We start from the raw sequence: 26,177 nt of genomic DNA, 5'->3' as shown, positions 1-26,177 counted from the left end.
TACGCTTGGAGAGTGAACACACTCCCGATCAGCAACGACATTGATCGTGCTGCCGAGCTTCTTCAGGGCAAGCTCATTAGCGTACTCACCGGCGCTGGGATTAGCACCGATTCAGGCATACCCGATTATCGCGGTGAAGGCGCCGCGGTGCGCAATCCGATGACCTTCCAACAGTTCCAAAGCTCGCCCGAATTTCGTCAGCGCTATTGGGCAGGCAGCCATCTCGGCTGGAAACGTTTTGCCGCGTCGACTCCCAACCAGGGTCATGACGCTCTCGCGGAGTTCGAACGCCGCGGCATCAGCAACGGCATCGTGACTCAGAACGTCGACGGCTTGCACTTGCGCGCCGGCTCCACACGGGTTGTTGACGTCCACGGCAGCATCGACCGTGCGCGGTGCCTGCGGTGCGGACAGTACTTTGCTCGCACTCCCCTAGCCGCCCGCATCTCTGCGCTGAACCCGTGGCTCGAAGCAGATGACTCCCACACGCTCAACCCCGACGGCGATGCTGACGTGCACAACGTTGAGGACTTCGTGATTCCCGACTGCACTGTCTGCGGTGGCGTTCTGAAACCGGATGTCGTGTTCTTCGGCGAGTTCGTTCCGACCCGAAAGTTTCAACTTGGCGCGTCGCTCGTTGACCAGTCGGATGCCATGATCGTCGCCGGTTCGTCTCTCGTCGTCAATTCCGGCATCCGCCTTGTTGAACGAGCGATGCGCAAGCAGATCCCGCTCGTCATCATTAATCGTGGAACGACCAAAGCCGATAAACGCGCCGACGTTAAGATCGATGGGGGCGCTTCCGCAGTTCTTAGTGAACTTGTCGAACGCCTAGCTGCTTAGCAGCGCAGATCGCCCGAGTGTTCTGTGCTGGTCATTGTGTTGTGAACGGAGCGTTGTGTTCATTTATCTCGTGCGCCATGGAGAGACTGACTGGAATCTCGAACGTCGCATTCAGGGCAGTACTGACATTCCCCTCAACGAGACCGGTCGCGCGCAGGCACGCACCACGGGAGAACTCTTAGCCCGCCGGCAGTGGAACGGAATCTTTGCCAGCCCTCTCTCCCGGGCGATGGAAACCGCAGAAATTATCGCGGGCATTGTCGGGCTTGCCGCCCCTGAACCCGTAGCGGCGATTGTGGAGCGAAACTATGGCGTCGCCGAAGGCTGCACCGATAGCGAAATTGATGCGCTGTATCCGGCTGACGTTGACGTTCCCGGCCGGGAACCGCGCGAGGCTGTCGCACAGCGTGTCGTTCCTGCCCTCGTGAGCCTTGCCGAGCAGCATCACGGTGAGTCGATCATTGTGGTGGCCCACGGCGGCGTCATTGCAACCGTGCTTGCGACAGTCGCTCCGGGGCATCCGCACGGACGAATCGCCAACGGCTCCGTTCATAGCTTCCGTCATGACGAAGGCACCCTGACACTCATCGATTTCGATGATCCCATCGAAGAAGAATCAGAACGCCACGGCGGCGACGACTTCGACGAGCAAAACGCGTTAGCCCGACGCGAGAGCGGCGCGTAGGTCGCCGCTAGCGATTCTTCTTCGCTTGGCGGGCCGCAACGGCATCCTGAAGCACTTGGTAGAGCGTCGCGGCACCCTTCTCCCAGGTGAACTCTGCCGACCGCGCGCGAGCGGCAGTCGAACGCGCCTGCCACGTTGCGGGGTCCTCGAGCGCGTGTACTTCGCGAACCAGCTCGGCAGGCTTGTCTGGGTTGAAGAATCCGCCAGCGGGGCCGGAAATCTCACGGAAGATCGCAGTATCGCTGACGAGCACCGGCGTGCCGAGCACCATCGCCTCAACCTGAGGTAGGCCGAAGCCTTCATCACGGGATGCGCTTACGAGAGCGGTTGCCCGCGACAGAGTCTCCGAATAGACCTCGTCGCTTGCTCCGTTGTGGAAGATGAGGCTCGACTCTGGTGCGAGTGCCGTCAGCTCCGCCTTCGACCTCTCGTCGACTCGGCTCATGAGATGAAGGGTGTAGCCGGGCAAATCGTGGAGCGCCCGAGCAATGAGCCCCACATTCTTGTAGGGCATGTAGGAGCCCATGTAGACGAGCTCCTGTGTCGTCGGTGCCGCCCGGGGCACGTAATCGGCTGGACTATCGGTTCCCAGCGTTACGACGGCAATGGGATTGCGCGTGAGGTTGTGCTCCACCATCTGATCACGCGTCGTCTGGGAATCGGAGACGTGGGCATCTGCCCTGTTCAGAAGTGCCCGTTGGAACGCCCAGGTCAGATGATACGCACGCCACATCACACGCACTGCCCACGGCAGGTTGTGAGGCGGAGTGGGGTGCTTGTAGTAGATGAGATCGTGCACTGTCGTGACGAGAGCGTACTTGCGACCGAACGGGCCCATTGTTTGCATGGGAGTGAACACGACATCCGGCTTCAGCTTGTTGACCTGAAGAGCAACTAAGGGCTCCAGGATGCCGGTGGGTGACGACGCCATTTCCCAAGGCAGGTCTGGCAAAAGCTCGAGCTGGCGCTTATCGGAAACCAGCATGGTCACGGGGTGTAGTTTGCTCAACTCCTCGACGAGGCGAGAGCCATAGCGACTGATTCCATCGTGGCGGCCGATGCGCGTATAGCGACAATCGAAAACGATCTTCATGAGAGGGGCTCCGCAACTGTTCCCGCGTTCAGGAACCTAACAATCAGTTCGGCGGCTTCGCGCGGCCGTTCATAGTGGATGAGATGGCCAACGTCGTCGAAAATTTCGAGCTGTGAGTCGGCGAAGAGGGTGTGCAGTCGCTCCTGTGCTGGAACCGGGCTGATGGGGTCATTGCGAGCCCCGATCAAGAGCGTGGGAATGGTTATCTGCGGCGCGAACATGCTGACATCCGACCCGATCGATGCCTCGAAGGCTTCAAGGAGGCTGTCGCGATTGGCATAACTACTGAAGTGCGCATGGTGCTGTTGGTGAACCCAGCGCCGAAGTTCGGGGTCGTGAGTCTTCACCATGGCAAGACTCATCACCCGCACGACGAGCCAGTTGCTGAGCATCGGCGCACCGATCGCATGCGGCAGAGCCCGGGCGAGTTGGTAAAACCAGAGCGTGATCTTGCTGAGCACGCCATTCGGGCCCGAGAGCGCCGGCGCCGCGATGGGATTGACGAGAATGAGCCGCGGCGTGACAAGGCCACGGGCAAGTGCGGCAGAGACGACAATCGATCCGAAGGAATGCCCGAGAATAATTGCGCGCCCGTCGAGGCCGAGTGCTTCGACGAAGCTCTGAAGCCAGAGCGCATACCCCTCGATGTCGTGTGCCCGACCGTTGAGCGGCTCGGAGGCGCCAAAACCCGGAATGTCGGGACTGATGATTCGGATGCCGCGAAGGTGAGCGCAGACGGCCTCGAGGCCGTGATGGTCGCCCCGAAAGCCATGCACGAGAACCAGAACGGTCTCGGCGTCATCGGGGCCGTATTCCCAGTAGTGGGTTGCAGCGCCGAGTACATCGACAACGGAGTGCCTCGCCGGGGTGGCGTCGAGCAGTGCTCCATATGGCGATGCAGGTCTCATTCGAACAATCTTATGCAGTGCGCCGCTCGTTGCTGACATTCTGGTTTCACATGCGTTGCCGCTCCAGTTCGACGCCGTAACTCCGCGAGCCGAGTTCCCGGTGTCAGTGTCTCGCCCTACGCTGAGTTCATGAGCAATTCCGGCACCCTAGCCACCTTCGATCTTGAAACCACCGGCGTCGACGTAGAGACTAGTCGCATCGTTTCCGCCTGTATCGCCCTCATCGACGGGTCGGGAGCGGTGACTTCTCGGTGGGATTGGCTTGCAGACCCCGGGGTTGAGATTCCGGATGGCGCTGCCGCGATTCACGGAATTACTACCGAGCGTGCACGGGCTGAGGGGCGCGACGCGGCCCTTGTCGTGTCAGAAATTGTCAACACGCTCAGAGACACCTGTGCCCGTGGTATCCCTCTCGTTGTCTATAACGCTCCCTACGATCTCTCGCTGCTAGACCGTGAGTGCCGCCGGCACTCGGTCGATGGTCTCGCAGAGCCCTACATCGTCATCGACCCCCTCGTTATCGACAAAGGCGTTGATCGTTACCGCCGCGGCAAGCGCACCCTTGAAGCGACTTCGGCGCTGTACGGTGTCGCTTTAGACGATGCCCATGATGCTGGTGCCGACGCGATCGCCGCTGCCCGAGTCGCGCAAGCGCTCCTGCTGAAGTACACGGAACAGCTCAGCATTCCCTTTGGCGAATTGCACGCGATGCAACAGCGCTGGTACGCCGAGCAGTCGGCAAGCTTTCAGGAGTTCATTCGCAGGTCTAAGGGCGACGAGAGCTTCGTGGCGAACTTGGAGTGGCCAGTACGCTCGTTCCCGCAGTAGCGCTCCCCCTAGCCTCGATCAGCATGCGCGACGTTCCACGGAACGTTGCGCATTTTCTGTTGTTGCCGGTGCCGGTGCCGTTGCCGACACCGGTGCACAGTGATGGTGACGTTGCAGGGCGACGGTGCATTAATGCGATCGTGCCGTTAACGACTGAAGGCGACCGGATAACCGGTCGCCTTCAGAAAAAACTGGGTGTTACTAGTTGCCGAAGCCCTTGTAACGGTTCTTGAACTTCTCAACGCGTCCTGCGGAGTCCATGATGCGCTGCTTACCCGTGTAGAAGGGGTGCGACTCGGAGGAGATTTCGACGTCGATGACCGGGTAGGTGTTTCCGTCTTCCCACTCGATCGTCTTCTCGCTCGTCACAGTTGAACGAGTGAGGAACGTGGAGCCAGACGCGAGGTCGCGAAAGACGATGGGCATGTATGTGGGGTGGGTCTCGGACTTCATTGGATTTCCCTGGGTTCTTGAATAAATAAAAGACGTAGGCGGTCACGCGGACCGACACACAAGCCTATCAGAGGATTAGGCAGCACGCGCGGTGTAGCGGCCGGAGTCTTTTGTGATGATGAGTTCGAGACCGAAAGCGGCACTCAAGTTCTCTGACGTAACAACGTCATCGATCTTACCCGCGCTGTGCACGGAACCCTTGGACAAAACCAGCGCGTGGGTAAATCCTCGCGGAATCTCTTCCACGTGGTGCGTCACCATTACGATTGCTGGCGCGGTATCTGCCTGAGCGTATCCACTCAGCAGTTGAACCAGTTCTTCCCGTGAGCCGAGGTCGAGGCTCGCTGCAGGTTCGTCGAGCAAGAGCAGTTCTGGGTCGGTCATCACGGAGCGCGCAATCTGCACGCGCTTTTGTTCGCCATCGCTCAGATCGCCGAAGCGACGTTCCTCTAAGTGCGAGAGACTCCACTCGGCGAGGACACGACGTGCACGACGCACATCGACATTCTCATACTCTTCATTCCAGCGACCCGTTACGGAGTACGCAGCGGTCAAGACAACGTCAAGAACACTCTCGTTGCCGGGGACCCGGCGGGCAAGAGCGGTCGAGGCAAAACCAATGCGCGGGCGCACATCGAAAACATCGGACGCGCCAAGAGTGCTGTCGAGCACGGTGACTTCGCCTGAGCTCGGATGAATCTGAGCCGCGGCCAGCTGCAACAGTGTGGTCTTGCCTGCCCCATTGGGGCCGAGAATCACCCACCGATCGGAAGCTTCCACACTCCAAGAAACAGAGTCGAGGATCGTATTGCCACTACGAGTGACGGTGACGTCGGAGAAGGTGAGAACGCTAGCCATGATGTCATCATCCTATTGCCTTGCTGGCTCCCGTGGGCGAGGCAACGAGGGTGATCCCGATAGTCTGACGAGTGAAGTCGTGCGGTTCTCGAGACCGACGACGTGAACCGTCGATTGAAGGGTCCTCGCCTTGGCACAATTTCTCGTAGTTTTTGACGTCGACTCCACGTTGATTGAGAACGAGGTAATCGAATTACTCGCTGCGCGTGCAGGCTCCGAGCCAGAGGTGACAGAGATCACTACGCGTGCGATGAACGGGGAACTCGACTTCGAAGAGAGCCTTCGGGCGCGAGTAGCAACCCTGGCTGGGCTGCCCGAGTCAGTGATTGCCGAGTGTGCTCGCGACATCCGCGTCACGAACGGCGCTGAGGAGCTCATCGCTGGTGTTAAAGCAGCCGGCGGGCACGTGGCAGCAGTTTCTGGTGGTTTCCATGAGCTTCTTGATCCTCTTGCGGCACGTCTCGGCTTGCGCTACGCCCGAGCAAACCGCCTTGAAGTGAAGAACCGTGTGGTCACGGGGGCCGTCCTCGGCCCGGTGATCGACGCTCAAGCCAAAGCAGACTCATTGCGGGAGTGGGCGGCCGACTCCGACACTCCCCTGTCTCGCACCATTGCGGTTGGTGACGGCGCCAACGATCTATTGATGATGGATGCCGCAGCACTGTCGATCGGTATCACAGCCAAGCCGATTGTGCGCGCCAATGCTGACGTACACATCGACAGCCGTGACCTCAGCTCGGTGCTTGCGCTGCTGGGGCTTCGGGGCTAATCGCACAAACGCGAGCTTGCTAGTGGCCCATTCCGAGTCCACCATCGACCGGGATGACCGCGCCTGAGATGTAGCCCGCATCGTCGCTCGCAAGCCACGCGATCGCTTTCGCGACCTCGGCCGGGTGTGCGAAACGGTTGGCAGGAATCTGCTTGAGATACGCGTCCTGTTGCTCGACTGGCAGCGCTGCGGTCATATCGGTCTCGATGAACCCTGGAGCTACTACGTTGGCGGTGATTCCGCGGCTGCCGAGCTCGCGGGTGAGAGACCGTGCGAGTCCAATGAGTCCGCTCTTGGAAGCGGAATAGTTGACCTGGCCAGCCGAACCGAGAAGGCCAACAACACTCGAAACGAGGATGACACGGCCAAAACGGGCCTTCATCATGCCTTTGGAGGCGCGCTTCACGACGCGGAAGGCTCCGGAGAGGTTGGTGTCAATGACATCGGTGAAGTCGTCATCACTCATACGCATGAGGAGCATGTCCCGGGTGATTCCCGCGTTCGCTACAACGATTTCGACAGGACCGAGTTTGGACTCTACCTCGCTGAACGCAGCGTCGATACTTGCGGGATCGGTGACGTCCGCGGTCACCGTGAGGGTGCCTTCTGGGCCGGTGCCCGAGCGGGCGGTAACGGCGACTCGGTAGCCCTGAGCCACAAACTCTTCGGCAATTGCCCGGCCAATGCCGCGATTGCCGCCGGTGACAAGAACGATTCGTGATTCAGTTGCTGTGCTGCTCATGGTTCCCAGCATATAGTCGCCAGCACGGGCGTAGGCTTAGGTGTAGTCACCTCGGCAACCTAAGAAAGCCCATGAACACTCCTGAGTCGATCACGTCGCTCCCTGAGCGGCCCGATGCTGAACGCCGTCGCCGCGTCATCAACTACTCCATAGCTATGGGGATACGAATTGTGTGCGTGTTGCTGTGCGTCTTCGTGCGGGGGTGGTGGCTTGTGTTGCCCGTGCTTGGCGCCGTCGTGTTGCCTTACGTTGCCGTCGTGCTGGCCAACGTCAGTATCCAGCGGGCCGGCGTTGTGTCCACGCCTGGTCAATTCGCGTTGAAATCGGGTGACTCCTTCGCTTCACGCGGAACGGACGAGGCGGCTCGGTGATCGGTGAGAGTGGCCCGAGCACACAACAGTGCTCGCGCGCAGGGTGCACAGCGCGCGCGCAGTGGAACGTCAACTGGCGAAACCCGCGTATCCACGGGCTCGAGCGGGTGAAGGTGTGGTTGGCCTGCGCAGACCACGTCGACTACTTGCGCGAATACTTGACGACCCGCAACTTCCCTGTCCTGGTCAGCGACCTCGCGGATGACGTTTCAGTGGTTCCTGATGGGAGCGGCGCGTGAACCGGTGGCGTTTCGCATTTTCTCGTCGGTGGTTTGGGTATTTGGCCTTGGTCATCGCCTTCGCAATTGGCTGCGTTTTTCTCTCGCATTGGCAGTTTGACCGGCGCGCGGAAGCGGCCGCGGAGGTCGCTCGCGTTAGCGATAACTGGGATGCAGCCCCCCAAGACCTCGAGAGTGTGATGCCCGAGCTCGACGAGTTCGATGTCGACAACAAGTGGATGTCTGTGGCCGTTACCGGGGAGTACCTGACTGCTGAGCAACTCCTTGTGCGCGGGCGGCCGTACGGTGGTCAGCCAGGCTTCGAAGTGCTTGTACCTTTCAAGCTCGACAGCGGCGAGATTATTGCTGTTGACCGTGGATGGGTTCCCTCGGGAAACAGCCAAGATGAACCCGATTTTGTGCCCGCTGCTCCCACGGGGCAGGTCGAGCTCGTTCTACGACTCAAGCCGAGTGAACCAACGGTCTACAACCGCTCAGCACCCGAGGGACAGATCGCAACCATTCACTTGCCGACCGTTGCGGAACTTGTGGGCGAACCAACCTACGTTGGCGCGTATGGCCTGTTGGCGTCTGAGTCCCCCGCGGTCGCCGATATGCCGCTGGCTTACCCGAAACCGCTACTCGATGAAGGCGCACATCTCTCCTACGCCTTCCAGTGGGTCGCTTTTGGCGTGCTTGCTTTCATCGGGCTCGCCTGGGCTGTGCGTCAGGAGTATCGTCTCGTCAACGAAGAGGATCCGGCTGAACGGGAGCGCGCTAAGAAGCGTCGCGACAAGGCAGTGAAACGCGGTCCTACTGACGCAGAAATCGAAGACGCACTCCTCGATTCTTAACCAGCGCCCAACGCTTCCGCTCGCGAAATAAGCCGGATGCGGCGTCGTTGCCGCGCTCTCCTAGCTACGCGAGGCTGATGAGGTCGGCGTAGTCCTTGTTCCAGTGGTCCTCGATGCCGTCAGGCAAGATCAGAACTCGTTCAGGGTTCAAAGCTTCGACAGCGCCCTCATCGTGGCTTACAAGTACAACAGCGCCCGTGTAGCTCGCGAGAGCACCAAGAATCTCTTCACGGCTGGCCGGGTCAAGGTTGTTAGTGGGCTCATCGAGGAGGAGCACGTTGGCGCCACTCACGACGATCATTGCGAGAGCAAGACGAGTCTTCTCTCCACCCGAAAGCACGCCGGCTTGCTTCGTCGCGTCATCCCCGCTGAAAAGGAACGAGCCGAGAACCCGACGCGCTTCCATCTCGGTGATGTTAGGCGACGATGAGACCATGTTTTCAAGAACAGAGCGCTTGACGTCGATGGTTTCGTGCTCTTGAGCGTAGTAACCGATGCGCAGGCCGTGACCAGCTTCGACTTCACCGGTGTCTGGCTTATCGACGCCGGCAAGCATTCGGAGCAGGGTTGTCTTTCCCGCACCGTTGAAGCCGAGGATGACAACCTTCGAACCGCGGTCGATCGCGAGGTCGACGGACGCAAAGATTTCGAGCGAGCCGTAGCTCTTGCTGAGGTTGTGGCCCATCAACGGCGTACGACCACAGGGCGCAGGATCCGGGAAGCGCAGAGCGGCAACGCGATCGGCGGTCCGCACGTCGTCAAGACCAGCAAGCAGTTTCTCGGCTCGAGCCACCATCTGGTGGGCAGACGCCGCCTTGGATGCCTTGGCACCGAAGCGAGCTGCTTGAGCCTGAAGGGTCGATGCCTTCTTCTCGGCGTTGGCACGTTCCTTCTTGCGGCGTTCCTCATCCGATTGGCGCTGGCGCAAATAATGCTTCCAACCCATGTTGTACTGATCGATAAGCTGACGGTTCGCGTCGAGGTAGAAGACCTTGTTAACAGTGTCTTCGACTAGCTCAACATCGTGGCTAATCACGATCAGGCCGCCGCTGAAGTTCTTCAGAAATTCTCGCAGCCAGACAACAGAGTCGGCATCGAGGTGGTTAGTGGGCTCGTCGAGGAGCATGGTGTCTGCTCCCGAGAACAAGATTCGAGCAAGTTCGATGCGGCGGCGTTGACCACCGGAGAGCGTCGAGAGCTGCTGGTCGAGAATGCGGTCGGGAAGGCTCAGATTGCTCGCGATGGAAGCTGCCTCAGCTTCGGCGGCGTATCCGCCCAGTGCCATGAACTGATCGTCGAGCTTGCCGTAACGATCCATGGCAGCGGTGCTCACCGCTGCATCGCTGCTGCCCATCTCATCCTGCGCCTGACGCATCTTCAATACGATGCTGCCGAGGCCGCGAGCATCGAGGATCCGCGTCCGGGCAAGGTCTTCGGGGTTGCCAGAGCGGGGGTCTTGCGGGAGATATCCGATCTCACCGGTGCGCTCAATCTTGCCGCCTGTGGATTCGAGTTCCCCGGCGAGCGTCTTAGTAAGCGTGGTCTTGCCAGCGCCGTTGCGGCCAACCAGCCCAATTTTGTCTCCGCGATCGACACGGAAGTTGACGCCCTGCATCAGCATGCGTGCGCCAACGCGCAACTCGAGATCATGCACAGCAAGCACGGCAAAACATCCAAATCTTGGGGGTTGGGGTTAGTGGGCGACAGCACCAACCAACTAGTCTACTTCCTACCGTCGACTGCGCAGTGCAGTTCCGAGAATAGGGAAGCGAGAGGCTGTCACCGTGAGCATCGCTACTCGATTGATCAAACCAACGATTGTTGATCTCATCTTTGGGCCAAGTTGGGCTGCGAGCGTGATCTTTGTTGCCGCCGGTGCAGGGTTCACTGCCCTCGCAGCGCAATTCGTCGTGCCGCTCTATCCGGTGCCCATCACTGGACAAACGCTGGCCGTCATGATCGTTGGTCTGTCTTTGGGCGCAACGCGCGCCGCCCTGGCGATGACGCTTTACGCGCTCCTCGGCGTAGTCGGACTCCCCGTGTTCAGCGACTCCAGTGGTGGCCTAGAGGTGCTGACCGGAACCGGAGGCGGGTACATCGTCGGATACATTCTCGGCGCTTGGATCATGGGTGCGCTAGCCGAACGACACTGGGATCGCAGATTCTGGAAAGCGGTAGCGGCCGCAGCAATCGGAACCGCGGCAATCTACGCAGCGGGCCTGATTGGACTGGCGCGAGCGCTAACCTCGATGGGGCGTGACTACACCACTACGAGTCTCCTCGACATCGGCGTTACACCGTTTCTGGTCGGCGCTGCAGTCAAAGTGATCGTTGCCGCAACTTTGCTTTCCTACGCCTGGAAAAAGGCAGCACAGCACGATCCTCAGGCTGCAGAGCAGCGCTAAGCCACAGCCGACAACCTGGGACGCAGGCCCCGACTAGATCGAGAAGCCGACTAGATCGAGAAGCCGAGAGCCCGCATCATGTCGCGACCGTCGTCAGTAATCTTCTCAGGACCCCATGGTGGCATCCACACCCAGTTGATGCGGAACGCTTCTACGACGTTATCGAGAGACTGAGCAATTTGCTCCTCGATAACGTCCGTCAGCGGGCAACCAGCTGAGGTCAGCGTCATGCTAATAATGAGTGCGTTGTTCTCTGGATCCCAGCTGAGGTCATAGATGAGCCCGAGGTCAACAATGTTGACCCCTAGCTCCGGGTCAACGACATCTTTGAGAGCCTCTTCGACCTCGTCGAAAAGGGCGGGCGCCAAAACGGTAGACATACGCCTACGCTACGCTCGTGTCGGTCAAAAATCGATCGTAACCTTCGTTTTCAAGCCGATCTGCGAGCTCGGGGCCACCCTCTTCTGCAACGCGGCCGTCAACGAAGACGTGGACGAAGTCCGGTGTGATGTAGCGAAGAATGCGCGTGTAGTGGGTGATCAGCAGCAGACCGAGGCCTGTCGATTCCTGTGCACGGTTGACACCCTCTGACACGATCTTGAGTGCATCGACGTCAAGGCCGGAGTCGGTCTCATCAAGAATTGCGAATCGAGGCTTGAGGAGTTCCAGCTGAAGGATCTCGTTGCGCTTCTTCTCTCCGCCGGAGAAACCTTCGTTGACGTTGCGGTCGGAGAAAGTCTTGTCCATGCGAAGAGCCTTCATCGCACCGTTAACCTCTTTGATCCAGGGACGAAGCGCGGGGGCCTCTCCTGCCAGAGCGGTCTTCGCGGTGCGCAAGAAGTCAGCAACCTTAACGCCGGGAATCTCAACCGGGTATTGCATGGCAAGGAAGAGACCTGCGCGAGCGCGCTCGTCGATGCTCATGTCGAGTACTTCTGCGCCATCAAGCGTGATCGAACCGCTTTCGACGTGGTACTTGGGGTGACCCGCGATTGTGTAGGCAAGGGTCGACTTGCCCGAACCATTGGGGCCCATGATGGCGTGGGTTTCACCCTGCTTGATCTCAAGGTCCACTCCCTTGAGGATCTGCTTCGTGCCCTGCTCGGTTTCGACGCTGACGTGCAGGTCTTTGACTGACAGTACTGACATTATTTCTTTCCTTAATGGTCTCGTATGGAGAGCGATTAGCTCTCGATGGCGACGGTGTCCTCGGGGTCGATGTGAACCCCTCCGTCGTCGTCGATCTTCACTACAAAGACCGGTACAGGTTCATAGGCGGGCAAGCTTAAGGGCTTACCGGTGTCGAGCGAGAAGAGTGAGCCGTGGGCCCAACACTCAATAGCGCCGTCTTCAACGAAACCCTCCGCAAGCGAAATATCACCGTGCGTGCACGTGTCGCCGATTGCGTGGACATCGCCAGCAGAATCTTTGACGACACAGATTGCGGTGCCGCCTAATTCCACCCGGTATGCCTTGTTGGTCTCGAGTTCATCGATACCGCAGACGCGCTGAGCGGTCACGAGATGGTTCCTTCCAGCTCCGCTTCAATAGCGGTGTGGAGACGAGCTTCGAGCTGCTCATCGCCGACCTTCTGCACAATCTCAGAGAGGAAGCCGATGACGACAAGACGTCGAGCTTCTGCTTCGGAAATACCGCGAGCCTGCAGGTAGAACAGCTGCTCGTCGTCGAAGCGACCAGTAGCGCTCGCGTGGCCAGCACCCTGAATATCGCCAGTCTCAATCTCAAGGTTCGGGATCGAGTCTGCGCGAGTTCCCTCGGTCAAGACGAGGTTACGGTTCTGTTCGTAGCTATCGGTGCCGGCTGCGTTCGGGCCGATCAGGACATCTCCGACCCAAACCGTGCGCGCTCCGCCACCCTGAAGGGCACCCTTGTAGTTCACGCGACCGCGAGTCTGCGCTGCTTCGTGGTGAAGGTACACACGCTGCTCGAGGTGTTGTCCCGCATCCGCAAAATAGAGACCGTAGAGTTCGCCGTCGGCGCCTTCACCCGACAAGTGCACAGATGGATTGACGCGAACAACCTTGCCGCCAAGCGACACAACCGTGTGCTTGAGGGTGGCTGAGCGGCCGACCTGTACGAAATGACTCGCGAGGTGGATGGCGTCGTCTGCCCAGTCCTGAACACTGACAAAATTCAGCGTCGCGCCTTCTTCAACAACAACCTCAACGTTCTCGCTAAGAAGTGCGGAGCCAGATGACTCCACAATGACGGTGCCGTTGCTATGTGCGCGCGCGGTAATCACAATGTGGCCGGCACGTGCTGTGTTGCCCAACTCTGAGCGAGAGATTCGCACTGTTGAGTGCTCTTCGCCCGAAATGGTGATGGCGAGGGCCTGCTCGAAGTTGGTCCAAGCATTGGCGGAGGCACGCTCTTCTGGCGCGCCTGCCGACGCAATGCGCGCGTCGTCACGCGCTACCCACTCCACACTGGTGCCCTCAGGGGCATCGGTGTCGATCGCGTAGGGAGCGCCGTCAAGAGCGTCGTCAAGAAGCGGTTTGATGAGCTTCACTGGCGTGAGCTTCCACTCAGCTTCTAGTCCATTGACGGGAGCGAAATCGGTGTGTTCGAAAGACCGAGGGCGTGCTGAGCGAGTCTGAACGGGAACGAAGCCTTTTTCGCTTGCGTCCCATCCGCCGTCGCTATGAGCCTTGAGTCCGTGCTGTTCTGGTGTAACGACGGTCATTTAGCCGACGGATCCTTCCATGCTCAGTTCAATGAGCTTATTGAGTTCGAAGGCGTACTCCATGGGCAGTTCGCGCGCGATGGGTTCGATGAAGCCACGCACGATCATCGCCATCGCCTCATCTTCTTCCATGCCGCGCGACTGAAGGTAGAAGAGTTGTTCAGCGCTGACCTTGGAAACAGTTGCTTCGTGACCAAGCTGAACGTCATCCACTCGGATGTCGATCGACGGATACGTATCAGAGCGCGAAATCGTGTCAACCAAGAGAGCATCACAGCGAACAGTGTTTGCTGAGTGATGGGCCTTCTCGTCAACGCGGACTTCTCCACGGTAGCCAGCGCGCCCGCCACCACGGGCGACAGACTTCGAGACGATCGATGAGGTCGTGTATGGCGCCATGTGGATCATCTTGGCTCCGGCGTCTTGGTGCTGACCGGGGCCCGCGAAGGCAACCGAAAGGGTTTCGCCCTTGGCATGCTCCCCCACGAGGTAGATAGACGGGTACTTCATCGTGACCTTGGAACCGATGTTTCCGTCGATCCACTCCATGGTTGCGCCCTCGTGAGCGATCGCACGCTTGGTGACGAGGTTGTATACGTTGTTCGACCAGTTTTGAATCGTCGTGTAGCGAACTCGAGCGTCCTTCTTCACGATAATTTCGACAACCGCAGAGTGCAGGGAGTCAGACTTGTAGATCGGAGCGGTGCAGCCCTCGATGTAGTGAACGTACGAACCTTCATCAGCGATGATCAGAGTGCGTTCAAATTGGCCCATGTTCTCCGTGTTGATACGGAAGTAGGCCTGAAGCGGGATCTCAACGTGGACGCCCTTGGGCACGTAAACGAAGGAACCACCCGACCACACGGCGGTGTTCAGCGCAGCGAACTTGTTGTCGCCGGCGGGAATCACAGTGCCGAAGTACTCCTCAAAGAACTCGGGGTGCTCGCGCAGCGCCGTGTCGGTGTCCATGAAGATGACGCCCTTGGCTTCGAGCTCGGCGTTGATCGAGTGGAAAACAACCTCCGACTCATACTGTGCAGCAACGCCGGAAACTAGACGGTTACGCTCAGCCTCCGGAATACCCAGCTTCTCGTAAGTATCGCGAATATCGGCGGGAAGGTCTTCCCACGTCTGCGCCTGCTTTTCAGTGGAGCGCACAAAGTATTTGATGTTGTCGAAGTCGATGCCCGACAAGTCGGCGCCCCACTTCGGCATCGGTTTGCGACCGAAGAGCTCGAGGCCCTTGAGACGCAATTTGAGCATAGATTCGGGCTCATTCTTAAGCGTAGAGATGTCGCGAACGACCTCTTCGTTGATGCCCCGTCGCGCAGAGGCTCCCGCAACGTCGGAGTCAGCCCAGCCAAACTCATACTGGCCCATGCCATTGAGTTCCGGACGATCGATCAGCACGTCGGACATTGGTACCTCTTTTCCTGCCCCTATCAACCAAGGTGGCTGCGTTGGCATTCCTTCGCACAGCACTTTGCCGGGAATATTTAGTGGGGCCGCGTGCGCTGTGTCACAACACTGCGCGGGCGAACTTAGACTGAAACAGGACAAGCGAGAGATTATCCCGCTGTCAACATTGACTTCCCGGCGTGGGCTGTGTTCCTGAACGCAATCCATTCTACAGGCAGAAGCCCGAAATAACAGGAGGTACGGCCGTGAATGCCGTCATCGCACGATTGCCCCAATCTGTAGACGCTCGAGTGAAATTTTTTGCGGTGGCTACGCTCGTCATTCAAATACTGATCGTGGCGACGGGCGGCGCCGTTCGATTGACCGGTTCGGGGCTCGGATGCCCCACCTGGCCGCTCTGCACCGACGCCTCTCTTATCGCAACCCCGGAGATGGGGGTGCACGGCGCCATCGAGTTTGGCAATCGGCTGTTGTCGATAATCGTCGGATTCGTCGCGATTCTCATGGTTCTGATGCTGCTGCGAATCCGCCGTGAACGTCGCGACCTGATGGCGCTTGCGCTCGTGATTCTCGGCGGCACAGTGTTGCAGGGCCTCATCGGCGGCCTTTCCGTGCGAGTTCAGCTCGATCCCAGCATCGTGGGCGTGCATTACGCCATCTCAGCAATCCTGGTCGCGGTGAGTGCTGCACTTGTGTACCGAGTCTGGACCGGATTGCGCGGAAGCACGCTTGAAGTGTCGCGCCCCATCATGATCCTGACCCATGTGACCAGCCTGTTTGTTGCGCTCACGATCATCGCCGGCATCCTGACGACCGGTGCTGGACCGCACGCGGGTGACGACGGCACAGCGCGCAATGGTTTGGATGCGGGCATCCTGCAGCATGTACACAGCTGGCCTGGCTACGCGCTACTCGCTGCGACCCTCGCGCTTGTAATTCTGCTTGCCAGATCAGGCCACCGCCGCATCATGGACTTCGCTCTCATTCTGCTCGTGCTTGAAGTTATTCAAGCGACGATCGGAATCATCCAGTCGCGCAGTGGGCTGCCGATCCTATTGGTTGGCAGCCACATGGTTCTTGCCTGTGCCATTGCTGCCGCTATGACGGCAGTAGTGCTCTCGCTTCGCCCGAGCGTCAATCAACGGGCAGCCGCCGAAGAGAAAACAGTGGCCGCGCGCTAGTTCGTCGCGCGTGACTCGCTGGTGCTGAGTTCGTTAGAACGGCAGCAGGGGGTCGATGCCGACGGCAAGGAATACCAACGTCAGGTAGCTGATCGAACTGTGGAATACACGCATGGCCTTGACCTCACCGTGGCGGATCGCCGTCGAGTACAACCGGTGCGATTCGATGATGAACCACGCACCGCTCAGGGTCGCAACGAGCGTGTAAACGATACCCATGTCAGCGACAGGTACCAGCAGCAGTGAACACGCGACGGTTGCCCACGCGTAGAGGATTACCTGAAGGCCGACGGCCGCACGGCCACGAACAACGGCAAGCATGGGAACGCCAACCGATTGGTATTCAGCACGGTATTTCATTGACAGCGGCCAGTAGTGCGGCGGCGTCCACAAGAAGACCACAGCAAACAAGATCCAGGCTGCCCAAGAAAGATCGTTGGTGACGGCTGCCCAGCCGATAAGTACGGGCATGCAGCCAGCGATGCCGCCCCAGATGATGTTCTGTGGAGTGCGACGCTTCAAGAGGAGCGTGTAAACGAAAACGTAGAAAAGGATCGCGAACAGCGACAGTGCGGCTGCAAGCCAGTTGGTGAGCACACCAAGCCATACAACCGAGCCCACCCCGCTGATCCACGCAAAGAGAAGAGCTTCGCGGTCGCTGAGTTCGCCCGTCACGAGCGGTCGGTTCTTGGTGCGGGCCATGATGCGATCGATGTCGCGGTCGATGTAGCAGTTGAACGCATTAGCCGAGGATGCGCTGAGAATTCCGCCAACCAACGTGGCCAATACCAGCCACAGATTAGGGATGCCGCCAGCGGCAAGCACCATGACAGGCACCGTGGTGACGAGCAGAAGCTCAATAACCCGAGGTTTCGTGAGCGCAACGTAGGCGCGAATCTTGCGAAGGATGCCAATGCGTTGCTGCTGCGTGGGGGCTTCTAAAGTGACATCCATATCTACGATTCTAAACCGCATATCAAAATGTGCTGACCGTCACCGTAGTAAGGAAGCGATCATGTACCGGGTTCCCTATACTTGGGGTGCCCGCCTGTCGGTGGCATGCTCGCGCGCACCACCAGTGCACTACGGCAAAACCACTGACCGAGCCAATGATGGTGTGTGGCGGGTCGTTCACGTGCCCTAGCCATTTCTGGCTAGGCACTTCGCTTGCAGAAGGGTCATTATTCTCATGGCAGCTTTTCAATGGGATCACATCGACAACAAAGCGGTAGACACCGCTCGAATTCTGGCGGCAGATGCTGTTGAGAAGGTAGGTAACGGTCACCCCGGTACCGCGATGAGTTTGGCGCCTGCAGCGTACTTGCTCTTTCAGAAGGTGATGCGTCGCGATCCAAGCGACGATCAGTGGATTGGCCGTGACCGGTTCATCCTCTCGGTGGGCCACAGCTCGCTCACTCAGTACGTTCAGTTGTACCTTGCCGGTTACGGGCTTGAACTCGATGACCTCAAGGCTCTACGCACGTGGGGTTCGCTCACTCCGGGACACCCCGAGTACGGCCACACCAAGGGCGTAGAAATCACCACCGGCCCTCTCGGTCAAGGCATCGCCTCGTCTGTCGGCTTCGCTTACGCGGCACGCTACGAGCGTGGATTGTTTGATCCCGAGGCCGAAGCAGGCACGAGCCCCTTCGACCACTTCGTCTATGTCATCGCGGGCGATGGCGACCTTCAAGAAGGCGTGTCGGCAGAAGCTTCCTCGCTTGCCGGTCACCAGAAGCTCGGCAACCTCATTGCTATCTACGACAGCAACCAGATCTCTATTGAAGACGACACCAACATCGCTTTCACCGAAAATGTGCAGATGCGCTACGAGGCCTACAACTGGCACGTTCAGGTCGTTGACTGGAAGAAGACTGGCGAGTACGTCGAAGACGTCGAGGCGCTCAACGCCGCGATCGAAGACGCCAAGGCCGTCACCGACCAGCCGTCGCTCATTATTCTCCGCACCATCATCGGTTGGCCAGCCCCCAGCAAGCAGAACACCGGAAAGATCCACGGATCCGCCCTAGGCGCTGAAGAACTTGCTGGCACAAAGAAGGCTCTCGGCTTCGACCCCGAGCAGAGCTTCGTCGTCGACGACGACGTTATCTCTCACACGCGTCAAGCTATTGACCGTGGAAAGCAACAGCGCGCTGAGTGGACAGAATCCTTCGACAAGTGGGCTGCGGCAAACCCCGAGCGCAAGACTCTGCTCGACCGTGTCCTCTCTGGTGCATTGCCTGAGGGCGTCGAAGAAGCACTCCCCCAGTTCGAAGCAGGCAAAGATGTCTCGACTCGTGCAGCAAGCGGCAAGGTACTCGGCGCAATCGGCGCCATCATGCCCGAGCTGTGGGGCGGTTCTGCTGACCTCGCCGAGTCGAACCTCACCACCATTGCCGGAGCGAAGTCGTTCGTTCCGAGCGAACACTCCACCGGCGAATGGAGCGGAAACGAGTACGGTCGCGTACTTCACTTCGGTATCCGTGAGCACGCCATGGGTGCAATCATCAATGGCATTGTTCTTCACGGAAACACTCGCGCTTTCGGCGGAACGTTCCTGATCTTCAGCGACTACATGCGTCCTGCCGTTCGACTGGCCGCTCTCATGGGTGTGCCGTCGATCTTCGTATGGACTCACGACTCGATCGCCCTCGGCGAAGACGGTCCTACTCACCAGCCGATCGAGCAGCTTGCCAGCTTGCGAATGATTCCTGGCATGGATGTTGTTCGGCCAGCCGACGCCAACGAGACCGCGTGGGCGTGGAAGACCATCCTTGAGCGTCGTAACGGCCCAGCGGGTATCGCCCTCACCCGCCAAAACGTGCCCACATTCGATCGTGGGGATGCAGACGCGTCCGGTGAGACCTTCGCTTCCGCGGCGAATGTAGCCAAGGGAGCCTACGTGCTCGCTGAAGCGCCGAACGGGACTCCGGACGTCATCCTGATTGCCACCGGTTCTGAAGTGCAGCTCGCTGTGGAAGCCCGCGAGACGCTCAAGGCTGACGGAATCAACGCGCGCGTCGTATCCGCTCCTAGCCTTGAATGGTTCGCAGAGCAGACCGCGGAATACCGCGAGTCCGTTTTGCCTTCTACAGTGCGTGCACGCGTATCGGTGGAAGCAGGAGTATCCACCGGATGGCGCGAGTACGTTGGCGACGCAGGTCGCAGCATCTCGATCGATCACTTCGGAGCATCCGCCGACTACAAGACTCTGTTCCGTGAGTTTGGAATCACCACCGAGGCCGTTGTGGCCGCTGCACGCGATTCTCTGGACGCCGTCTAGGCGCCCCAGATAAGGAGACAAGAAATGACTAACGAAACACCTACCGCAGCGCTCTCGGGCCTCGGCGTAAGCATCTGGCTTGATGACCTCTCACGTGAGCGAATCAACTCGGGCGGACTCCAGTCGCTCATTGCATCACGCAACGTTGTTGGCGTCACGACCAACCCCACGATTTTTGCTACCGCTTTGGCAAAGGGTGAGGCCTATGACGAGCAGGTTGCAGCTTTGGCTGCCAAGGGCACGAGCGTCACTGATGCTGTGTTCGAGATCACGACTGACGATGTTGCTGCTGCCAGCGATATTTTCCGCCCCGTCTATGACGCCACTGAGGGCCGCGATGGCCGGGTCTCTATCGAGGTCGAACCTGGACTGGCCCATGATGCCGCCGGCACGATTGCGCAGGCTCAGCAGCTCTGGGCGAAGGTTGCTCGCGAGAACGCGATGATCAAGATTCCCGCGACCGTTGAGGGCCTTGAGGCCATCACTGCGACGATCGCAGCCGGAATCAGCGTCAACGTCACCTTGATCTTCAGCTTGGCGCGTCACCGCGAAGTTATCGAGGCCTACCTCACTGGCTTGGAGAAGGCTAAGGCTGCCGGCCATGACCTTTCAAAGATTCACTCGGTCGCATCGTTCTTCGTCTCCCGAGTGGACACCGAGATCGACAAGCGTCTTGACGCGATCGGCACGGATGAAGCCAAGGCTCTCAAGAGCAAAGCTGGCGTCGCAAACGCACGACTTGCCTACGAGGTTTACGAGAACGCTTTTGCTACCGATCGCGCTCAGGCTCTCATCGCCGCTGGTGCGAACAAGCAGCGTCCGCTCTGGGCTTCCACCGGCGTGAAGGACCCGACCTTGCCTGACACGCTGTACGTCACCGAGCTTGCCGTTGGCGAGACCGTGAACACGATGCCCGAGAAGACGCTCGAAGCGACTTTCGACCACGGCGTTATCGAAGGCGAGCAGGTCACCGCTAACTACGATGCAGCCAACTTCACCCTCGATGCGCTTACGGCGCTGGGTATTTCCTACGACGAGGTGACCGCGCTTCTCGAAAAAGAGGGCGTTGAGAAGTTCATCGTCTCCTGGAACGAGCTGCTCGACACCGTGTCAGCCGCTCTTGAGGCCGCAAAATGAGTGTAAAACTCGCAGTATCGGGCGCGGCGGCGGAGGCCGTCGACCGCATCGTTCCGCAACTGGTCAACGATCTCGTTGCCAGTCGCATCACCGGCGGCGACGCGACGCTCTGGGGCCCCGCCGCTGAAGAAGAGTCGGCCAAGCGCTTGGGCTGGGTTGAGGCTGTTTCGGTCGGTCGTCCGATGATCGAAGACATCTACGCCCTGCGCGACAAGCTGCGCGCCGACGGCGTGAATCACTTTGTCTTGGGCGGCATGGGCGGTTCGTCGCTTGCCCCTGAGGTCATCACTCGCACGTACGGAGTTGAGCTCACAGTACTTGACTCGACAGACCCCGCACAGGTGCAGGCTGCCCTCGCGGATCGTCTTCAGTCGACCGCGGTTGTTATCTCCTCCAAATCGGGCTCGACGCTCGAAACCGATTCGCAGAAGCGCATTTACGAAAAATTCTTCACGGATGCCGGAATCGACCCTCGGGAACGTATCGTGATCGTCACTGATCCCGGTTCGCCGATGGATGTCGCGGCTCGCGCTGCGGGATACCGCGTGTTCAACGCTGACCCCAACGTCGGCGGCCGTTACTCGGCGCTCACCGCCTTCGGACTCGTTCCGTCTGGACTTGCCGGCGTTGACCTCGCCGAGCTTCTCGACGAGGCCGAGGCTGTAATGGTCGAGCTTGCTGTCGACAACGAGAGCAACCCGGGTCTCGTGCTTGGCGCTGCGATTGCCGGAACCGATCCCCTCAAGGACAAACTCGGCATTGTGACCGATGGCACCCACATCCTTGGTTTCGGAGACTGGGCAGAACAGCTCATCGCTGAATCCACGGGAAAGCTCGGCAAGGGACTTCTTCCGGTCGTGCTGCAGACCGACTCCCCCGAGCTCGCGGAAGGTTTGGACGACCTCCAGATCGTTCGTCTCGTTGGCGATTGGGATGACACCAAAGAGGTAGCAGAGGGCGAGATTGAAATTGCTGGTTCGCTCGGCGGACAGTTGTTGCTCTGGGAGTACGCCACGGTCGTTGCTGGTCGAATCCTCGGGATTAACCCGTTCGATCAGCCAGACGTTGAAGCTGCAAAAAACGCCGCACGCGAGCTCATTGATAACCCGACTCCCCCGCAGGCCCCGGCCTTCTCGGTCGGCGATATTGAGGTTCGCGGCACGGACGGCGTGGTGGCTGACAGCAGTGACCTCGCTGGAGTTGTTTCGTCGCTACTGTCGTATCTGGATGACGACGGTTATGTCGCGATTCAGGTCTACGCCGACCGCACTGGTTACCCGGAACTCGCCGAGCTTCGTGAGCGGGCAGCAGCCCGCGCAAAGCGCCCGGTGACATTCGGTTGGGGACCACGGTTCCTGCACTCCACTGGCCAGTTCCACAAGGGTGGCCCGGCAATCGGAGTGTTCCTTCAGATCATTGTGGTCGAAGAAACTGATTTGCAGATCCCTGACCGTCCGTTTACGTTTGGGCAGCTCATCCGGGCACAGGCAGCCGGCGACGCCAGCGTTCTGGCCGAACATGGCCGCCCTGTCCTGAGTCTCACGGTGTCGAACCCGAAGATGTCGTTGCCGCAGGTTCTCGACGCGATCGGCTAGCTGCAGCACGTACGTGCCGCACATAGAGGAGAAGTATGTCCCCCGTTGACATCAGTGCTGAGTTCAATCCCCTGCGGTTGAGTTCTGACCGCAGGCTCAATCGCATTGCTGGTCCGAGCGCTTTGGTCATTTTTGGCGTAACCGGCGATTTGTCGCGCAAGAAATTGATGCCGGCTGTCTACGACCTCGCCAATCGGGGGCTACTTCCCCCAGGCTTCGCCCTTGTCGGGTTTGCCCGCCGAGATTGGGAAGATCAAGACTTCGAAAAGGTCGTCCACGATGCTGTAAAGCAGTACGCGCGCACTCCTTTTGATGAAGACGTCTGGAAACAACTCGCTCAAGGCATCCGTTTTGTGCAGGGCGAATTTGACGATGCTGCGGCCTTTGAACGGCTGAAGGCAACCCTGTCTGACCTGGACAGTGAGCGTGGAACCATGGGAAATCATGCGTTCTACCTCTCGATTCCTCCGAAGTCGTTTCCACAGGTGACGGAGCAACTCCGCAACTCAGGCCTCGCAGAACAGCGTGATGGCCAGTGGAGCCGCGTGGTTATCGAAAAACCATTCGGTAGCGATCTCACCACTGCTCGTGAGCTCAATGACGTGGTGGAGTCAGTGTTCCCGCCCGATAGCGTGTTCCGTATCGACCACTACTTGGGCAAAGAGACTGTTCAGAACATTCTTGCGTTGCGGTTCGCGAATCAGCTTTTTGAGCCGATCTGGAACTCCAACCACGTTGATCATGTTCAGATCACGATGGCGGAAGACATTGGAGTTGGCGGCCGGGCCGGCTACTACGACGGCATTGGTGCCGCTCGCGACGTCATCCAAAACCACCTGTTACAGCTCCTCGCTCTGACCGCGATGGAAGAACCTGTTTCTTTCGATGCCGCTGACTTGCGCGCCGAGAAGGAAAAGGTTCTCTCGGCTGTACGTCTGCCTGATAACCTTGGCGAGCACACCGCGCGCGGTCAATACGCCGGCGGTTGGCAGGGTGGCGAGAAGATTACCGGCTTCTTGGCTGAAGACGGGATGAACCCCGAATCCGAAACAGAAACCTACGCTGCGATCCGCCTCGATATTGGTACGCGCCGCTGGTCTGGGGTGCCGTTCTACCTGCGCGCTGGAAAGCGCCTCGGACGACGCGTCACCGAAATCGCCGTGGTTTTCAAGCGTGCTCCGCAGTACCTCTTCGAAGAGAGCCGCACGTCGGCACTCGGGCAAAACGCTCTCGTTATTCGCGTGCAGCCCGATGAGGGAGTCACGATTCGCTTCGGGTCGAAAGTTCCCGGCGCCGAAATGCATGTGCGCGACGTCACCATGGACTTCGGCTACGGCCACGCGTTCACCGAGGCCAGCCCTGAAGCTTACGAACGACTCATCCTCGACGTATTGCTTGGCGATCCGCCGCTGTTCCCCCGTCATGAAGAGGTCGAGCTCAGCTGGAAGATTCTCGACCCCATTGAAGAGTTCTGGGCCACGCAGGGTGCCCCGGAACAATACCGGCCTGGCACCTGGGGCCCGAAGTCCGCGGATGACCTCATGGAACGCGATGGACGAGTCTGGAGACGACCATGATTGTTGATCTGCCCAACACCACTACCGCGAAGATCTCGAAAGCGCTTGTACGGATCCGTGAAGATGGTGGAGCCGTCGCGCTCGGCCGCGTGCTCACGCTCATCATCGCTACCGAGTTCGGTAACGAAGAAGAAGCGATCGCAGCAGCTAACGATGCATCCCGGGAGCACCCGATGCGCGTGCTGGTCGTCTCGACGAGTAGCGCGTCATCCGCTCGCGATGAAGAAGCTCGCGTCGATGCACAGATTCGTGTCGGTGGAGATGCCGGCGCAAGCGAGGTAATCGTAGTTACCGCGCATGGGGACGCGGCTCTCGATCAAGAAAGCCTCGTTACCGGTCTACTGCTACCCGATGCTCCCGTCGTCGCCTGGTGGCCCGGCGAAGGCCCCGCAAGCGCCTCCCAGTCGCCACTGGGACGCATCGCGCAGCGTCGCATTACGGATGCTGCTGCCAGCGCTAACCCACTCGATGCGATGCATCGCATGTGCAAGACCTACGTGCCCGGCGACACTGACTTTGCCTGGACGCGGCTCACACTCTGGCGCGCGCAGCTTGCTGCCGTACTCGACCAGCCCCCCTACGAATCAATCACCGCGGTTACCGTCAGCGGTGCCGCAGATTCCGCATCGACGATGCTGCTTGCCGCGTGGTTGCAGATGCAGCTCAAGGTCAAGGTCACCCTGCACGTAGCCGAGGGCTCCCCCGTACCCACCGGTATCCACGCTGTGATTTTCGAACGAGCGTCAGGAACGATAACGCTCGAGCGCAACATCGCCAACATCGCGACGTTGACACAACCCGATCAGCCCGTTCACGACATCTCGTTGCCGCGTCGCAGTCTTCGCGACTGCCTCGCGGAAGAACTTCGTCGGCTTGACCCCGACAGCCTCTTCGGTGACGTGGTTCGTCACGGCGTCAGCGAGATCACGGGCGTTCAGATCAACAACTCTACGAAGGCGAAGAGCGAATGAGTAATGAACGTCGTGCGATAGTTCACACCGACAAAGCAAAGCTGGCGAAAGCGGTCGCGGCCAGATTCCTTTCGAAAGTACCGCACATCATCGCGGAGTTTGATGAAGCAACCGTTGTTCTTACCGGTGGAACCATGGGGCAAGCAGTTCTTAGAGCCATCAACAAGTCAGCTAAGCGGGATGCCGTCGACTGGTCACGCGTTAACTTCTGGTGGGGCGATGAACGCTGGCTCCCCGCGGGAGATCCTGAGCGCAACGATGTGCAGGCGCGTGAAGCGTTGCTTGACCACATTCCGGTCGACCCGCGGCGCGTTCACGCTGTTGCGGCATCCGACGCAGGTCTCACCCTGGATGACGCGGCTCAGGCTTATGCGAACGACCTTGCAGCTCATTCCGCTCGAAATGGAAAGTACCCGAACTTCGACATTGTTTTTCTCGGAGTCGGCCCGGACGGTCATATCGCGTCGCTCTTCCCTGAGCGCGAGGGAATCCGTGAGACGGAACGAACGGTGATTGCCGTTCGTAACTCCCCTAAGCCCCCGGACGAACGTGTCAGCCTCACGCTTCCCGTGCTCAATTCTTCAGTGCGTATCTGGGCCGTTGTGGCCGGCAGCGATAAAGCCTCCGCGCTTGGGCTGACGCTTGCCGGTGCAAGCTATAACGAAGTTCCTGCGGCGGGTCTTGAAGGTCGCCGCAAGACACTCTTCTTCGTCGACTCTGATGCTGCAGCCCAAGTTCCTGCATCGCTGATTGATCCAGGACAGTTTTGGACCAGCGCCGACTCCACTGACGAGCACTGAGTCTCAAACGCGCTTTAACGGGTAAAGGCCCCAACCGTTTCGGTTGGGGCCTTTACTCGTGAGGCTTGTGTTCATTCAGCATGCGGCCTTAGGCGCGGAAACCGAAGAAAAGATAGCTACTCTGCAGTGGCGGTGCCACGACGAGTACGCAACTGCAGCAACGCCTCATCAAGGAGTTCGGTCGCTTCGTCATCGCTGCGGCGCTCTTTGACGTACGCAAGGTGAGTCTTATAGGGCTCCAGCTTCGAAGCCGACGGCGGATTCTCCTTGTCACGCCCCGCAGGGAGACCCGACGAGGGGCAATCAATCGTCTCGGGAATCTCTTCGTCTGGGACGTTAGCAGAGAAAGACCTTACGGTTTCGTTTCCGAGAGCGTCCCAGTAGGAGATTTGCACGCGTTCAGCGTGGAAACCACGATCTTGTTCGCCCATGGGGCCCGAGCCAACGCGTGACCCACGAATTGCACTTCCGCCTGCTGCCACT

Annotated in this window: 27 protein-coding genes; 14 read left to right on the top strand and 13 right to left on the bottom strand. The window is 59.3% G+C overall.

Going from position 1 to position 26,177, the window contains the following annotated elements; all coding sequences use genetic code 11:
- Positions 1 to 12 precede the first annotated feature (12 nt).
- Positions 13 to 843, top strand: coding sequence for a Sir2 family NAD-dependent protein deacetylase (locus I6E60_RS08650; protein WP_197179726.1), 831 nt, complete (start codon positions 13 to 15; stop codon positions 841 to 843).
- A 55-nt stretch (positions 844 to 898) separates the two neighbouring features.
- Entirely contained in the window at positions 899 to 1,528 is a 630-nt protein-coding gene (locus I6E60_RS08645; RefSeq protein WP_197124733.1) for a histidine phosphatase family protein, read from the top strand.
- 7 nt (positions 1,529 to 1,535) lie between these two features.
- Here the strand turns inward: I6E60_RS08645 and I6E60_RS08640 are convergent, their stop codons facing one another.
- Together I6E60_RS08640 and I6E60_RS08635 are read right to left on the bottom strand one after the other, a co-directional pair.
- Complete coding sequence (locus tag I6E60_RS08640) at positions 1,536 to 2,621, bottom strand: glycosyltransferase family 1 protein (protein WP_197179724.1); 1,086 nt, start codon at positions 2,619 to 2,621, stop codon at positions 1,536 to 1,538.
- Positions 2,618 to 3,529: an alpha/beta fold hydrolase gene (locus tag I6E60_RS08635; RefSeq protein WP_197179721.1), complete on the bottom strand. Its 912-nt coding sequence runs from the start codon at positions 3,527 to 3,529 to the stop codon at positions 2,618 to 2,620. Before I6E60_RS08635 ends, I6E60_RS08640 begins: the two co-directional genes overlap by 4 nt.
- 129 nt (positions 3,530 to 3,658) lie before the next feature.
- On the opposite strand from I6E60_RS08635, the gene I6E60_RS08630 reads away from it, so the two are divergent.
- Positions 3,659 to 4,357: an exonuclease domain-containing protein gene (locus I6E60_RS08630; RefSeq protein ID WP_197179719.1), complete on the top strand. Its 699-nt coding sequence runs from the start codon at positions 3,659 to 3,661 to the stop codon at positions 4,355 to 4,357.
- Positions 4,358 to 4,558: 201 nt separating this feature from the next.
- On the opposite strand, the gene I6E60_RS08625 is transcribed toward I6E60_RS08630, so the two are convergent.
- Entirely contained in the window at positions 4,559 to 4,810 is a 252-nt protein-coding gene (locus I6E60_RS08625; RefSeq protein ID WP_197105627.1) for a type B 50S ribosomal protein L31, read from the bottom strand.
- Between the two features lie 75 nt (positions 4,811 to 4,885).
- Complete coding sequence (locus I6E60_RS08620; protein WP_197124725.1) at positions 4,886 to 5,668, bottom strand: ABC transporter ATP-binding protein; 783 nt, start codon at positions 5,666 to 5,668, stop codon at positions 4,886 to 4,888.
- 130 nt (positions 5,669 to 5,798) lie between these two features.
- Between I6E60_RS08620 and serB the strand changes: the two genes are divergently transcribed.
- Complete coding sequence (gene serB, locus I6E60_RS08615) at positions 5,799 to 6,437, top strand: phosphoserine phosphatase SerB (RefSeq protein WP_197124723.1); 639 nt, start codon at positions 5,799 to 5,801, stop codon at positions 6,435 to 6,437.
- Between the two features lie 19 nt (positions 6,438 to 6,456).
- Here the strand turns inward: serB and I6E60_RS08610 are convergent, their stop codons facing one another.
- A complete protein-coding gene (locus I6E60_RS08610) occupies positions 6,457 to 7,179 on the bottom strand; it encodes a beta-ketoacyl-ACP reductase (RefSeq protein ID WP_197124721.1) in 723 nt (240 codons plus the stop codon).
- Between the two features lie 71 nt (positions 7,180 to 7,250).
- On the opposite strand from I6E60_RS08610, the gene I6E60_RS08605 reads away from it, so the two are divergent.
- Entirely contained in the window at positions 7,251 to 7,550 is a 300-nt protein-coding gene (locus tag I6E60_RS08605) for a DUF3099 domain-containing protein (RefSeq protein WP_197179717.1), read from the top strand.
- 235 nt (positions 7,551 to 7,785) lie between these two features.
- On the top strand, positions 7,786 to 8,622 hold the full coding sequence (locus I6E60_RS08600; protein ID WP_197124717.1) for an SURF1 family protein: 837 nt from the start codon (positions 7,786 to 7,788) through the stop codon (positions 8,620 to 8,622).
- A gap of 64 nt (positions 8,623 to 8,686) precedes the next feature.
- Here I6E60_RS08600 and I6E60_RS08595 read toward each other — a convergent pair whose 3' ends face one another.
- Positions 8,687 to 10,285 (bottom strand): ABC-F family ATP-binding cassette domain-containing protein, encoded by a 1,599-nt coding sequence (locus I6E60_RS08595; protein WP_197179716.1) that lies wholly within the window; start codon positions 10,283 to 10,285, stop codon positions 8,687 to 8,689.
- A gap of 121 nt (positions 10,286 to 10,406) precedes the next feature.
- Here I6E60_RS08595 and I6E60_RS08590 point away from each other — a divergent pair, with 121 nt between their 5' ends.
- Positions 10,407 to 11,027 carry a biotin transporter BioY gene (locus I6E60_RS08590; protein ID WP_197179715.1) on the top strand — a complete coding sequence of 207 codons (621 nt, stop codon included), beginning with the start codon at positions 10,407 to 10,409 and terminating at the stop codon, positions 11,025 to 11,027.
- A gap of 50 nt (positions 11,028 to 11,077) precedes the next feature.
- Here the strand turns inward: I6E60_RS08590 and I6E60_RS08585 are convergent, their stop codons facing one another.
- From I6E60_RS08585 to sufB, 5 genes are read right to left on the bottom strand one after another with little or no spacing between them, the layout of a single operon-like run.
- Positions 11,078 to 11,407 carry a metal-sulfur cluster assembly factor gene (locus tag I6E60_RS08585; RefSeq protein ID WP_100388990.1) on the bottom strand — a complete coding sequence of 110 codons (330 nt, stop codon included), beginning with the start codon at positions 11,405 to 11,407 and terminating at the stop codon, positions 11,078 to 11,080.
- 4 nt (positions 11,408 to 11,411) lie between these two features.
- A complete protein-coding gene (gene sufC / locus I6E60_RS08580; RefSeq protein ID WP_197124713.1) occupies positions 11,412 to 12,176 on the bottom strand; it encodes a Fe-S cluster assembly ATPase SufC in 765 nt (254 codons plus the stop codon).
- Positions 12,177 to 12,211: 35 nt separating this feature from the next.
- Positions 12,212 to 12,547, bottom strand: coding sequence for a non-heme iron oxygenase ferredoxin subunit (locus I6E60_RS08575; protein WP_197179714.1), 336 nt, complete (start codon positions 12,545 to 12,547; stop codon positions 12,212 to 12,214).
- Positions 12,544 to 13,731, bottom strand: a complete 1,188-nt coding sequence (sufD, locus tag I6E60_RS08570) for a Fe-S cluster assembly protein SufD (RefSeq protein WP_197179713.1) — start codon at positions 13,729 to 13,731, stop codon at positions 12,544 to 12,546. The genes I6E60_RS08575 and sufD overlap by 4 nt, the downstream gene beginning before the upstream one ends.
- Entirely contained in the window at positions 13,732 to 15,150 is a 1,419-nt protein-coding gene (sufB, locus tag I6E60_RS08565; protein WP_197124707.1) for a Fe-S cluster assembly protein SufB, read from the bottom strand.
- Between the two features lie 245 nt (positions 15,151 to 15,395).
- Between sufB and I6E60_RS08560 the strand changes: the two genes are divergently transcribed.
- Entirely contained in the window at positions 15,396 to 16,331 is a 936-nt protein-coding gene (locus I6E60_RS08560; RefSeq protein WP_197179712.1) for a heme A synthase, read from the top strand.
- A gap of 33 nt (positions 16,332 to 16,364) precedes the next feature.
- Here I6E60_RS08560 and I6E60_RS08555 read toward each other — a convergent pair whose 3' ends face one another.
- Positions 16,365 to 17,285 carry a heme o synthase gene (locus tag I6E60_RS08555; RefSeq protein WP_197124704.1) on the bottom strand — a complete coding sequence of 307 codons (921 nt, stop codon included), beginning with the start codon at positions 17,283 to 17,285 and terminating at the stop codon, positions 16,365 to 16,367.
- Between the two features lie 235 nt (positions 17,286 to 17,520).
- Here I6E60_RS08555 and tkt point away from each other — a divergent pair, with 235 nt between their 5' ends.
- The 6 genes from tkt to pgl are packed head-to-tail and all read left to right on the top strand — an operon-like array spanning position 17,521 to position 25,694.
- On the top strand, positions 17,521 to 19,614 hold the full coding sequence (gene tkt / locus I6E60_RS08550) for a transketolase (protein ID WP_197124702.1): 2,094 nt from the start codon (positions 17,521 to 17,523) through the stop codon (positions 19,612 to 19,614).
- 24 nt (positions 19,615 to 19,638) lie between these two features.
- The gene (gene tal / locus I6E60_RS08545) at positions 19,639 to 20,751 is read left to right on the top strand and encodes a transaldolase (RefSeq protein ID WP_197179711.1); all 1,113 of its coding nucleotides are present in this window, start codon (positions 19,639 to 19,641) and stop codon (positions 20,749 to 20,751) included.
- Positions 20,748 to 22,346, top strand: coding sequence for a glucose-6-phosphate isomerase (locus I6E60_RS08540; protein ID WP_197179709.1), 1,599 nt, complete (start codon positions 20,748 to 20,750; stop codon positions 22,344 to 22,346). The genes tal and I6E60_RS08540 overlap by 4 nt, the downstream gene beginning before the upstream one ends.
- A 35-nt stretch (positions 22,347 to 22,381) precedes the next feature.
- Positions 22,382 to 23,923 carry a glucose-6-phosphate dehydrogenase gene (zwf, locus tag I6E60_RS08535; protein WP_197179707.1) on the top strand — a complete coding sequence of 514 codons (1,542 nt, stop codon included), beginning with the start codon at positions 22,382 to 22,384 and terminating at the stop codon, positions 23,921 to 23,923.
- Positions 23,920 to 24,894 (top strand): glucose-6-phosphate dehydrogenase assembly protein OpcA, encoded by a 975-nt coding sequence (locus I6E60_RS08530; RefSeq protein ID WP_197124695.1) that lies wholly within the window; start codon positions 23,920 to 23,922, stop codon positions 24,892 to 24,894. The genes zwf and I6E60_RS08530 overlap by 4 nt, the downstream gene beginning before the upstream one ends.
- Positions 24,891 to 25,694: a 6-phosphogluconolactonase gene (pgl, locus tag I6E60_RS08525; RefSeq protein WP_197179704.1), complete on the top strand. Its 804-nt coding sequence runs from the start codon at positions 24,891 to 24,893 to the stop codon at positions 25,692 to 25,694. Before I6E60_RS08530 ends, pgl begins: the two co-directional genes overlap by 4 nt.
- A 116-nt stretch (positions 25,695 to 25,810) precedes the next feature.
- Here the strand turns inward: pgl and I6E60_RS08520 are convergent, their stop codons facing one another.
- Positions 25,811 to 26,176 (bottom strand): RNA polymerase-binding protein RbpA, encoded by a 366-nt coding sequence (locus I6E60_RS08520; RefSeq protein WP_197124691.1) that lies wholly within the window; start codon positions 26,174 to 26,176, stop codon positions 25,811 to 25,813.
- Between the last annotated feature and the right edge of the window lies 1 nt (position 26,177).

It is taken from the genome of Salinibacterium sp. SWN167 (genome assembly GCF_015864665.1).
GTDB lineage: Bacteria > Actinomycetota > Actinomycetes > Actinomycetales > Microbacteriaceae > Rhodoglobus.
This window is presented reverse-complemented; position numbering and strand designations above follow the sequence as displayed.

Coding starts and splice junctions, on each gene's coding strand:
- I6E60_RS08640 (WP_197179724.1), bottom strand. CDS start 2,621: ATGAAGATCGTTTTCGATTGTCGCTATACGCGCATCGGCCGCCACGAT.
- I6E60_RS08635 (WP_197179721.1), bottom strand. CDS start 3,529: ATGAGACCTGCATCGCCATATGGAGCACTGCTCGACGCCACCCCGGCG.
- I6E60_RS08630 (WP_197179719.1), top strand. CDS start 3,659: ATGAGCAATTCCGGCACCCTAGCCACCTTCGATCTTGAAACCACCGGC.
- I6E60_RS08625 (WP_197105627.1), bottom strand. CDS start 4,810: ATGAAGTCCGAGACCCACCCCACATACATGCCCATCGTCTTTCGCGAC.
- I6E60_RS08620 (WP_197124725.1), bottom strand. CDS start 5,668: ATGGCTAGCGTTCTCACCTTCTCCGACGTCACCGTCACTCGTAGTGGC.
- I6E60_RS08610 (WP_197124721.1), bottom strand. CDS start 7,179: ATGAGCAGCACAGCAACTGAATCACGAATCGTTCTTGTCACCGGCGGC.
- I6E60_RS08605 (WP_197179717.1), top strand. CDS start 7,251: ATGAACACTCCTGAGTCGATCACGTCGCTCCCTGAGCGGCCCGATGCT.
- I6E60_RS08585 (WP_100388990.1), bottom strand. CDS start 11,407: ATGTCTACCGTTTTGGCGCCCGCCCTTTTCGACGAGGTCGAAGAGGCT.
- sufC (WP_197124713.1), bottom strand. CDS start 12,176: ATGTCAGTACTGTCAGTCAAAGACCTGCACGTCAGCGTCGAAACCGAG.
- sufD (WP_197179713.1), bottom strand. CDS start 13,731: ATGACCGTCGTTACACCAGAACAGCACGGACTCAAGGCTCATAGCGAC.
- sufB (WP_197124707.1), bottom strand. CDS start 15,150: ATGTCCGACGTGCTGATCGATCGTCCGGAACTCAATGGCATGGGCCAG.
- I6E60_RS08555 (WP_197124704.1), bottom strand. CDS start 17,285: ATGGATGTCACTTTAGAAGCCCCCACGCAGCAGCAACGCATTGGCATC.
- tkt (WP_197124702.1), top strand. CDS start 17,521: ATGGCAGCTTTTCAATGGGATCACATCGACAACAAAGCGGTAGACACC.
- tal (WP_197179711.1), top strand. CDS start 19,639: ATGACTAACGAAACACCTACCGCAGCGCTCTCGGGCCTCGGCGTAAGC.
- I6E60_RS08540 (WP_197179709.1), top strand. CDS start 20,748: ATGAGTGTAAAACTCGCAGTATCGGGCGCGGCGGCGGAGGCCGTCGAC.
- zwf (WP_197179707.1), top strand. CDS start 22,382: ATGTCCCCCGTTGACATCAGTGCTGAGTTCAATCCCCTGCGGTTGAGT.
- I6E60_RS08530 (WP_197124695.1), top strand. CDS start 23,920: ATGATTGTTGATCTGCCCAACACCACTACCGCGAAGATCTCGAAAGCG.
- pgl (WP_197179704.1), top strand. CDS start 24,891: ATGAGTAATGAACGTCGTGCGATAGTTCACACCGACAAAGCAAAGCTG.